Genomic DNA, 10,210 nt, shown 5'->3' on the forward strand with positions numbered 1-10,210 from the left:
GAGGCAAAAACAAATTTTTCGCCAGTCAACCCAATTAAGTTTAATATCGAGATTTCTAATCCCAGCATCAGATCGGTTGATAAATAATTATTTGTTTTTTGTAAAAAAGCTAAATAATTAGCCGCTTCGGGAACGATTTGTTTCAAATTCTTGCCTTGATAGAACATATGAAATGTTTTAGATGCCAGGATGTAGCCAGCAAATTGTAAATCTCCGCATTCTAAGCCGGCTTGATATCCCTCATTACAAATAACCTGGGCTTCCTTCGTATGGTTAAACCAATGATTAAAACATTCGGAAAGCATGAAACAAGCTTTACATTTATAAGCTAGGCTGTTAAACTTTTGGCTCAGCTTTAAAGCTAGCAAAGCGAAATCATACCCTGATTCATAATCTCCCAAAAAGCAAGATAGGATAAGACCGTAAGATGAATAGCCAAAAGAAGATTCTGGCTGATTACCATATTTGAGGGAAATATTAACGATTTTTAAAGCAACTAAAGGGTAAATATCTCGATCGGATACACTTGTTGGCGCTATCAGTGTTGACAGAACTTTTAAAGCTAATATTTTTTCTGGTATTTCCATTATGTTTGCGTCAAGTAATGAAGCAATTTTTCGATCTTGTAAATTTATTTTTGCTTCATTAATTTCTGTAAATAATGCCGTTTGAAAATCTGAAGTTACTAACTCAATTCCTAGTAAAGCGAGAGCATTTCTCCCAGCTTTTATAGCCTCTTGATACTGTCCGCTTAGGGTGTGTTGTACAATTAATAAATTGTATATTTCTGCTTTTTCAATCGTTGTTTTTGCTTTGGATAAAATTGAATTAATTAATTTAATTGAGTAAGTAAAGTCACCATTTAAATACTCTACTTCTGCTCTTTCTTTATACAAATGTAAATTTAATTTATATTGGCTTTTCCAACTATTGTCAGTCAATAACTCTATTCCTGCTTTTAGATAGCCTAGAGCAGAAAGATAAGCAGTAGCTTGTTTGGCTTTTATGCCAGCTTCTAGATTCAATTTGGCCAAAGCGATTTTTTCTGGTTTTGCAGTTATCAATTCCCGCCCAGCATTGAGATGATCTATTAACTCAAAAATTCTTTCCGCTCGTTCTTTGGCTGGCACATTTGCTAGCAAAAGTCTACCTATTCTAAGATGAGTTGCTTTTTTCTGTTCATCATCAATTAGAATATAAGCAGCTTGTTGCACGCGATCGTGCAAAAATTTATAATTTAAAATAACCAAATGAGAATCGATCGCTTTCTCTTCCGTTGTCGCTTGTAACTCGGAAGTCGCCACAATTAATTCTTCCTGAATAGCTGGTAAAAGTTCTGTAAAAGTTTCCGTCTCAGATTTTTCATAAATGATCGAAAGCGTTTTTAAATCGAATTCATTCCCCACACAAGCTGCCAAGCGTAAAACTTGCTGGGTTGACTCTGGGAGTTTCTTTAATTTTGCTGTCATCAACTCCACTACGTTGTCAGTGATGCCCATCGCCTCAATTTGAGCTATATCCCATTGCCAAATTTTGCGATCTAAGTCAAATACAAGTAGCTTTTCTTCATATAAAGTATTGAGAAATTGATTGATAAAGAAGGGGTTTCCCTCTGTTTTACGCAGTACGAGTTCTGCAAATTGTGCGAGCGATTTCGGCTTTGCGTGCAAAGTGTCAGCAATTAAGTCAGTAACATGGATAATGTTCAAAGGAAATAAACTAATTTCGTTGATAATCACTCCCTCTTTCCCAGGCTCAGACTGGGAACGCAAATGATCGAGAGTTATCATTAACGGATGGGTGGGATCAACTTCGTTATCTCGATACGCGCCGATCAGAAACAGAGAATGAGTATAGGTATCGGTCACGATCAGCTCTATCAATTTGAGCGTAGCGGAGTCAGCCCACTGCAAATCATCTAGAAAGATAACGAAGGGGTGTTGCAGTTGACTGAATACCCGGATGAAGTTTTGGAAGACTAAATTAAAGCGGTTTTGCGATTCGGATGGCCCAAGTTCGGCCACTGCTGGTTGAGGTCCAATAATTAATTCTATTTCGGGAATTACATCTACTATTACTTTACCTTGTTGCCCCAGAGCAGCGCTTAATTTTTTTCGCCATGAATCTAGCTGAGTTTCAGTTTCAGTTAACAGTTGGCCGACTAATTCTTGAAAGGCTTTAATTACGGCACTGTAGGGAGTATTGCGCTGCAATTGGTCAAATTTTCCGCTGATGAAATAGCCTCGCTGCTGGGTAATAGGCTTATAAATTTCCTGTACGAGCGCGGATTTACCGATGCCGGAATAACCCGACACTAACATCATTTCTATTTCGCCTTGGCTGACGCGATCGAAGGCTGCGAGTAAAGTTTCTATTTCTGCTTCTCTGCCATACAATTTCTGCGGAATTTGAAACTTATCGGAAATGTCTTGGGTGCCAAGGGGGAATTCGGCAATATTACCTGTTTGTAATTGCCAAAGACATTTTTCCAAATCGGCTTTGATTCCCCAGGCACTTTGATATCTATCCTCTGCGGTTTTTGCTAACAACTTGATGACAATATTAGCAACGGCTTTAGGAATTTGTGGATTAATTTTCTGAGGATGATGCGGCTGTTTGGCGATGTGACAATGCACCAACTCCATGAGATCGATCGCCTCAAAAGGTAGCTTGTTTGTCAGCAGTTCGTAAAAGGTGGCTCCCAGCGAGTAAAAATCTGTGCGATAATCTAGCGATCGGTTCATTCTGCCCGTCTGTTCGGGCGACATATAAGCCAACGTTCCTTCTAAAAGATTGGGATTTTTTAATGTAAGTTGCTCGCGTGTTAAAACTGTGGAAATACCAAAATCTATAATTTTAACTTTCTGTGTTTCTGGGTTAAAAACAATATTCGATGGGTTAATATCTTTGTGGATGATATTCTGCTGGTGGATTTGCCCCAAAATATCAACTACCTGAATGGCTATTACGAAAAAATCTGATAGGGAGAACTTTCGATAACTCATCAATATTTTTAACGATTCGCCGCCAAAGTCCTCCAGTATCATCACCAGAGTGTTCTGATATTGTTGTAACTCATAAGCTTTGACAACACCCTCTAAGTTGAGGTTGCTGGTAATTTCATATTCTTGCTTATATCTGGTGAGTTCTTGCGGCGTCGGATAGTCTTGTTTGAGGACTTTGAGAATCACAGGTAAATTATCCCGACTTCGGCGTCCTCGATAGACAAGGGAATTGGTACTTTCATAAATTAAAGCGGAAATATCGTAACCTGTCAGTTTTATCATACTTGTATTTTGGGGATATAAAGTTATTTATCTAACCTTCTTCTTGAATAATAAACACGCCAAAGCTTAAGCGGGTTAAAAATATATAAAGTAACAACAAAAATTATTAGTAAATTCCAGGAGGTCGCGCATATATTTTCTATTTCGCACAAATTTAAAATAAGTATAAAAAAAACAAAATATTACCTATTTCAGATAGAAATACTTTTTTAGAGCTAAAGGTCAATGGTGCGTATGGCATAGAAAAAGCATTGCCACACAAGCATTTAGCTTAATTAATAACTCTAAATTATCAAGCAAATAGTAGGAGGGACAACCGCATTGCAATGTATAAATTAATACTATGCAGGTCTCTGTAACAATTCGCGAATCCGAGATGGAGTCAACTCTTGCACGTTGTTAAAAATTACAATTGCACCAGCCTGCTTGAGATTGGCGGTGTAGGCATCGAGACGATCGGGCGTATGCTGAAGATGGGGTGGCAAAATTCCGACACCAATCCAACGGCGAGTGGGTTGGACTAAACGCGCCTTCTCGGCAGTCAACATATCGGCAACCGTATCGCCAACATAAATAACGGGTGTTGCAGTATCTATTGATGACTGATTCTCCAACTGATGCACAGCTGCTAACAAACCTGTAGGATCGGGTTTACCGGGTGCATCCTCCATCGCGATCAGTACCGGCGAGTTTAAACCGAGGCGTCCTGACAAAACATAAGCAGCTTCGGCGCAGGGCGCACCGCTAAAAAAGCCCCAAGGAATGCCAGCTGCGGTCAAATTTTCCAGATAGCTTGGCTGTAGCAATAACGCTTCGTCACATATATAACCTGTCCAATTTTGAGAATCTGGCCCCTGATACCGGGACTGGAAAAAGTCGATGAGGATTTGGTAGTCTAACGCAACTTGATGGCGTTGCTGGCCTTGTTCCTCAAAATATCGATACACTAACTCCTGGGAAGCCTCCCAGTCGTTGTTCCAGATGCCTTCCGACTTGAGCTTGTCCATATCTGTTTGTGTTGGGCGATAAGCGCCACCAGTGAAATGCTCTACCGTATCGGCGATCGCTCTGCGATACGACCCCGCCACGTCGCGGACGACACCATCAATATCGAAAATGACGATCGCATCGGTGGAGTTTGATTGGCGGCTAGTTTCTTGGGTCAATGTTCTGCACCTGGTAATATTTTGGGAATGGATTTGTTGAGCGAAGGAATCAGTACGCTATTATAGTAAGGTTGTACAGTAACTGAAAGTCTGAGTCGAACTCGGAGGTGTGATTGTCGAGGTTCATTTTAAAGGTTCTCTGGCTGGAGAAAGATGTAGCGATCGCTGTTGACCAAGTTGTAGGTAAAGGAACCAGCCCTTTAACAAAATACTTTTTCTGGCCCAGGAACGATGCTTGGGAAGAACTCAAAAGCGAGCTGGAAGCCAAACATTGGATCTCCGAGCACGAACGTGTCGAGCTGCTCAACAAAGCGACAGAAGTGATTAACTACTGGCAGGAAGAAGGCAGACGTCGCCCGATGTCTGAAGCTCAGGGTAAATTCCCAGAAGTAGCTTTTACAGGTAGCGCGTGAACTGCCGCACACCGACCGCTAGACGGTGTGGTGCGGGATAAATGCTGTTTAAGCTAAAATTTGCCAACAAGTTGCCATATTTTGATGGTCTTGTCCTTGCTACCGCTGGCAAGGATATTTCCATAAGGGCTAATCGCAAGTGCAGAAACGGAATCTGAATGCTGGGCGAGGGTGGCAATTTCTTCACCGCTGCTTACCCTCCATATTTTTACAGTTTTGTCCCAACTGGCGCTAAACAACATTTCGCCATCAGGACTAAAGGCAAGTGCGACGACTGTCCAAGAGTGACCCGCAAGCGTGCGGATTTCTCGTCCGGTCTTCAAGTCCCACAATTTGACGGTTTTATCGTCGCTACCGGTGGCGAGGAGATTACCTTGAGGGCTAAATGCGGCGGTAAAGACCGGCCAGGAATGACCTGCAAGGGTATAACGAAGTTGGGGGCAAAATTCGGAACGATCGACAGAAGTTAAATCCCACAATCGCACAGTTCGATCGAAACTGGTACTGGCGAGTAGCACAGGCGTCCCGCCTGTGGCATTATATGGGTTAAAAGCAACGGCAGTCACCTGCAACTGATGCCCAACTAATGTGCAAATAGCTTGTTTGCTATTGATATCCCACAATTTAATTGTTTTATCCCAACTTGCGCTGGCTAGTAGCGCAGGCGTCCCGCTTGTGAGATGGGATGGACTAAACGCGAGTGATTTAACAGCGTGAGAATGTCCGGTGAGGGTGGCAATTTCCTTACCTGTGCTGACGTGCCACAATTTAATTGTGCGATCGTCGCTTCCCGTTGCTAAAATTGACCCGTCCGGACTAAAGGCAACGCATTTAACAAAGTGCGAATGTCCGGAGAGACTAAAAATCAATTCCCCAGTCTCTAAATTCCACAATTTAACAGTTTTGTCATCGCCACCGCTGGCTATAATTTTACCATCCGGGCCGATCGCAACTGCATTCACACAAGCAGATGAACCTGAATGTCCGGTGAGGGTGTGTATGCAGCGCCAAGCAGGATTTTCGATTGGGGATTTGGGATTTGGGATTTTGAATTGGATACCGATTGTTTGCATAACTTCGTCAGCAGATTGAAAGCGAAGGTTAACGGTATTTTGGAGTAATTTATCTAAGATGTAAGAGAGACGATCGCTCACATTATCCGTCAAATACTGTCGCCAAACCCAACAATTATTCCCCACATCAAACAAATTAAACGGAGAAATCCCCGTCAGCAGGTAAATGCAAGTTACTCCTAAGCTGTAAAGGTCGCTGGCAAAAATCGCCTTTCCTTGCGCTTGTTCCGGTGCGGCATATTCCGCACTACCGCTACTCGTGCCGATATTCACCGCTTCAGCAGCACTAAAATCAACCAATATAAAGCGATCGTCCGAACTGCGACGAATGATATTTTGTGGTTTAATATCGCCGTGAATTACTTGCTGTGAGTGGATAAACTGCAAGATTGGCAACAACTCATCTAAAAGTTGCCAAATTTGAGATTCCTTAAAAACACCCTCTGACTCAACTGCTTCTGCCAAATTGCTGCCATCAATAAACTCTTGCACCAAGTAGAAATTTCCCGCTGCTGTAAAGTAATCTAAAACTGCCGGTATTTGTGGGTGTTTGCCTAATTTTTCCAGTCGTTGCGCTGACCGATAAAATAATTCAGCACATTTTGTTAAAGCTGCTGGCGTTTGCTCTTGAGGCTGCAATTGTTCGATCGCACAAGGAGATGCAGGAGATTGAGCTTCATCAACAGCCAGGAAAGTTCTGCCAAATCTGCCTTGCGCGATTGGTTTAACCAAGCGGTAACGTTCTTTGAGTGGCAAATCTTGTGTCACAATATGAGGTTTAAGTAGTCGATAGTTTGGACGCTCACCTGCGTTTATTCTATTTTAAATTAACTGCCAGGAAAAACAACTCATCGTTATAATTGTCCATACAATATTGCGATCGCCAATGTTATACTAAGATGAAGCGTTTGCTTTCTCAAACTATGCAGCTTACCGAACAGCAATATTACTCCCCAGAAGAATACCTAGCACTGGAGGAAGTAGCTGACTATAAAAGCGAATACATTGACGGTCAAATTTTTCCTATGACAGCAACCCAACCTACGGATCGATCGCACGGATGAAGAGGTAATAAATAATTCACGCGATCGCAATTTCTCCCAAACGTTTGAGAATGTGCAACACATTATATAGTTGCTTGCAAATCTGACTCTATTTATAATAAATCGGTTTCTGTCAAACCTGCTATTTTCATCAAAGCTTTTAATGTGCCTATTTTTAAATCTTTATTGCTATGAACGGGAATAGATAAAATCTCATTTACTTCATCTTTTTGATAAATATGATGGCTGGCGGTAATTCGTTTTAACAACCATCCTCTTTCCTCAACTATTTTACAAAGCTTTTTCCCGGATATCGACTTTATACTAAAATTTCTACCACTTTTTCTGAGTCGTTATTCACCTGAATTTCGTTAGCCACTTCTAACCAACCTTGAATGGCATCTTGTAAGTTAAAGATAACTTCTTCATAAGTATCACCTTCAGTAATACATCCTGGTAAGGCGGGAACTTCTGCCCAATATCCTCCTTCTTCAGCGGGATGTATAATTGCTTTTATTTTCATGTTTATCTTTAGAAAGAATCAGAGTTTTCTTGATTATAGCAGAATAAGAGCGTCCTTAAACTTCGCGCCCAGGTTCAAACCTGGGCGCGAGAAAGTTAACTAAGGTGGGCACTGCCCACCTTACTTAATTATCGAACTGTTGGCGGTTTGATTTGACCGTTTTCTTTTTCGGGTAAGAACTCAACGGGAATTACGGGAACGGTATCTGAATTTGGTAATTCGCCGTTAGTTTCTGGTGGAATTGGCGGGGTAGAATTATTCGATTTGCCTGCTTGATTCCACAACAGCATTGTTAGCAAACCATCGACTAAACCGTTACCGCCGTTGTTACCGCTGACGAGAACATCGGGAATTAAACGGACTTTGCGATCGCCGATAATTTGCATTAGCTGCATCGCCGTGTAACCTTGCGAACCCAAGGCTTCCACACCGGCGCGATAGGTTTCCGCTTTCGCAGTACCCGTAGCGCGAATCGAAGCCGCCTCAGCCGCCGCTTGCAGTTTTGTGGCTTCCGCTTCACCTTGCGCTTGTTTGATTTGCGCTTTGGCTTTCAGTTCCGCAATGCTGACATTCTGTTCGGATTTCACCATTTCTTGTTGAATGTCGGCTAAGGCAGTTTCGCGCACGAGTTGCTGGCGTTGCGTTTGCGCCATTTGCTGCACTTCGTAGGTTTTGCGCTGTTCTTCTGCTATTTTGCGATCGGTCTGCGTTTGCATCAACTGTGCTGGCGGTTGAATATCGCCAATAAGAGTATCGATCGCCTGCACATCGTAACTCCGCAAAGCTGTTTTAATATACTCGGAAGCCTCAGCTTGACGTTCGCTTCTAGCACTCAGGAAATCCAACACCGTGTAAGCTTGGGCGGAATTGCGGAAGTAATTGCCGATCGTCGGCTCTAATACATGATCTACCAGATTTTGCATCGCGCCAACGCGGGAAATTACCTTCGGCGCATCCAATGCACCGACGTGAATAATCTGTGCAACTTCCAAATCGAACGCAAAACCATCAGTAGAACGCACAGTCAGCGATTCCAGTTTGGAATCGTAGTTATGTCGTTCTGTTCTCGCCGACCAGTTCAACACTATATTCGTTGTCGGGACTAATTCCACTTTCATAATCCGGGTATTCAGTGGGTGTTTGCCTGGGTAAAGCGGTTCCGTCCACACGCCTTTGTGTCCCGGACGCACCAAATCGCCGTGAGTGAAAGCTGCGCCGCTGACATCTTCGTGCGCTTTGCCAACATAAGAAATTACCACACCGACATAGCCGATCGGAATCTCCGTCATGGCAACTTGTTCGACTTGCACAAACCAAGGATTCAAGTTCCAAGACCCGGACAGCAGAATTTGCTCTTGCAAACCGCGTCTTCCACCAGCTGCGATGAATTTCTGACCGTTTTGGAAATTATCGTGTCCGGGAACAACCGCTCCGGCAATTTCGCCTTCCGAGATGGGAATACCATCTAAGGTGGTGACGATACCAACTTTGTCCGATGCAACCGTGTAGACGCGCAACTGTTCGCTACTCATACCTTCTTTAGTTGCGTTGGCGGTGGTGATGACTTTGAACAAAGCAGTATTGATGCGGTAAGTACCCGCCGTGAGAAAGCCTAGCTGACGCCCTTTTTCGCCGCCGTTTTTGAGGAATTTGCGGGCATCCTGAAAGTTATCGCAATCTACAACTTTACCCAAGATGTGTTGCGGCGGGATAGAAGCACCATCGGCGGCGACGATAAGGGCGATTTCCCCTTGGGATACGACGGTGACTAATTCTTTGCGAACTGAAAATTGCCAGGGCCAATAGCCCCAGTGCCACCCAGGTGCAAGGGTATCGGCTTGATATCCAGCTTCGCCGTTTAAAGCTATCAGTCGTCCTGGGGGAAGTCCGCGACCGGTCAGGGCAAATTTCTTGACCACAACGCCGACTTCTCGTTCGCCGATAACGACGAGTCCGCCAAAGAATATGGGGATACAGACGATGACGCCGCCAACTACAATGATGGGGATGAGTCCCCACATATCTGCGCGTTGAATTCGATAATGGGTGCTATTGGTTTGCACCTGCTGTGCAATAGACCTCTCCAAAAACTCTTGTGGGATAGGCATCTTGCCTGTCCCTGAGATTCTTTTCTCCAGAGGTCTAATGATTTCTTCTGGCTGTGTCTGAGTTGCGTTAAGACTTATCGATGCTGGTTTTTCTGTTTGGCTGGTTTTGAGTGCCGCCGCGTTGGCAGAGTTGATGCCGCTGGAAATGGCGATCGAAGCCACTACCGATGCCGCCAATCCCACGATTCTACGAGGTTTTGTCAAATTTTGCATAAAAAAAATCATCCCTAAACAGGGAGTAGGTATCCTCATATCTTGCACTACTGTCAACAAGACCTGAGAAACCGCGTTTCTTAACGAAAAATCTAGGCTCTTGGCTTTAATTTCCAAGAAACCCGGTTTCGACGCCTGGTTCAAGATCTGAGTATCCCTACGCTAGCAATTCCCTAAGTCTTCACCCGAATTCTTAAACTTCTCGTAATGGCAAGAGGGGAATAACGGGAGAGTGGGGCAGTGGGGCAGTGGGGGAGCGGAAGAATTAATATTTTCCCTTTTTCCTCTTCTTTTTGACTTTTGAATTTTGACTTTTCTATACCCTTCTTAACGTATCCGAATACTCGTTCCGCGATCGCCCAGTTGTGCAAATTCTAACTCTTC

General features: G+C 43.4%; 7 protein-coding genes and 1 pseudogene. 2 read left to right on the forward strand and 6 right to left on the reverse strand.

Going from position 1 to position 10,210, the window contains the following annotated elements; all coding sequences use genetic code 11:
• A partial coding sequence (locus H6S82_RS07265) for a serine/threonine-protein kinase PknK (protein ID WP_191056115.1) occupies nucleotides 1–3,287 on the reverse strand: 3,287 nt, incomplete at its 3' end.
• Nucleotides 3,288–3,628: 341 nt separating this feature from the next.
• The gene (locus H6S82_RS07270) at nucleotides 3,629–4,453 is read right to left on the reverse strand and encodes a TIGR01548 family HAD-type hydrolase (RefSeq protein WP_190462766.1); all 825 of its coding nucleotides are present in this window, start codon (nucleotides 4,451–4,453) and stop codon (nucleotides 3,629–3,631) included.
• Nucleotides 4,454–4,566: 113 nt separating this feature from the next.
• Here H6S82_RS07270 and H6S82_RS07275 point away from each other — a divergent pair, with 113 nt between their 5' ends.
• On the forward strand, nucleotides 4,567–4,866 hold the full coding sequence (locus H6S82_RS07275) for a 30S ribosomal protein PSRP-3 (protein WP_190462764.1): 300 nt from the start codon (nucleotides 4,567–4,569) through the stop codon (nucleotides 4,864–4,866).
• Nucleotides 4,867–4,919: 53 nt separating this feature from the next.
• On the opposite strand, the gene H6S82_RS07280 is transcribed toward H6S82_RS07275, so the two are convergent.
• Nucleotides 4,920–6,707 (reverse strand): serine/threonine-protein kinase, encoded by a 1,788-nt coding sequence (locus H6S82_RS07280; RefSeq protein ID WP_322111853.1) that lies wholly within the window; start codon nucleotides 6,705–6,707, stop codon nucleotides 4,920–4,922.
• Nucleotides 6,708–6,862: 155 nt separating this feature from the next.
• Here H6S82_RS07280 and H6S82_RS07285 point away from each other — a divergent pair.
• A pseudogene (locus H6S82_RS07285) lies at nucleotides 6,863–6,967 on the forward strand (Uma2 family endonuclease); the annotation flags it as partial.
• Between the two features lie 128 nt (nucleotides 6,968–7,095).
• Here H6S82_RS07285 and H6S82_RS07290 read toward each other — a convergent pair.
• The 3 genes from H6S82_RS07290 to H6S82_RS07300 form a co-directional block, all read right to left on the reverse strand.
• Nucleotides 7,096–7,251, reverse strand: coding sequence for a type II toxin-antitoxin system HicA family toxin (locus tag H6S82_RS07290; RefSeq protein WP_199315143.1), 156 nt, complete (start codon nucleotides 7,249–7,251; stop codon nucleotides 7,096–7,098).
• A gap of 50 nt (nucleotides 7,252–7,301) precedes the next feature.
• Entirely contained in the window at nucleotides 7,302–7,505 is a 204-nt protein-coding gene (locus H6S82_RS07295) for a type II toxin-antitoxin system HicB family antitoxin (protein WP_190462762.1), read from the reverse strand.
• A gap of 128 nt (nucleotides 7,506–7,633) precedes the next feature.
• Entirely contained in the window at nucleotides 7,634–9,826 is a 2,193-nt protein-coding gene (locus H6S82_RS07300; protein ID WP_199315142.1) for a flotillin family protein, read from the reverse strand.
• Nucleotides 9,827–10,210: the final 384 nt, after the last annotated feature.

The sequence above is a fragment of the Planktothrix sp. FACHB-1355 genome (assembly GCF_014748295.1).
Classification (GTDB): Bacteria; Cyanobacteriota; Cyanobacteriia; order Cyanobacteriales; family Aerosakkonemataceae; genus Aerosakkonema; species Aerosakkonema funiforme_A.

What these genes read in the sequence shown, in the direction of transcription:
- H6S82_RS07295 (WP_190462762.1), bottom strand. Translation starts at nt 7,505, where the DNA reads ATGAAAATAAAAGCAATTATACATCCCGCTGAAGAAGGAGGATATTGG.
- H6S82_RS07300 (WP_199315142.1), bottom strand. Translation starts at nt 9,826, where the DNA reads ATGCAAAATTTGACAAAACCTCGTAGAATCGTGGGATTGGCGGCATCG.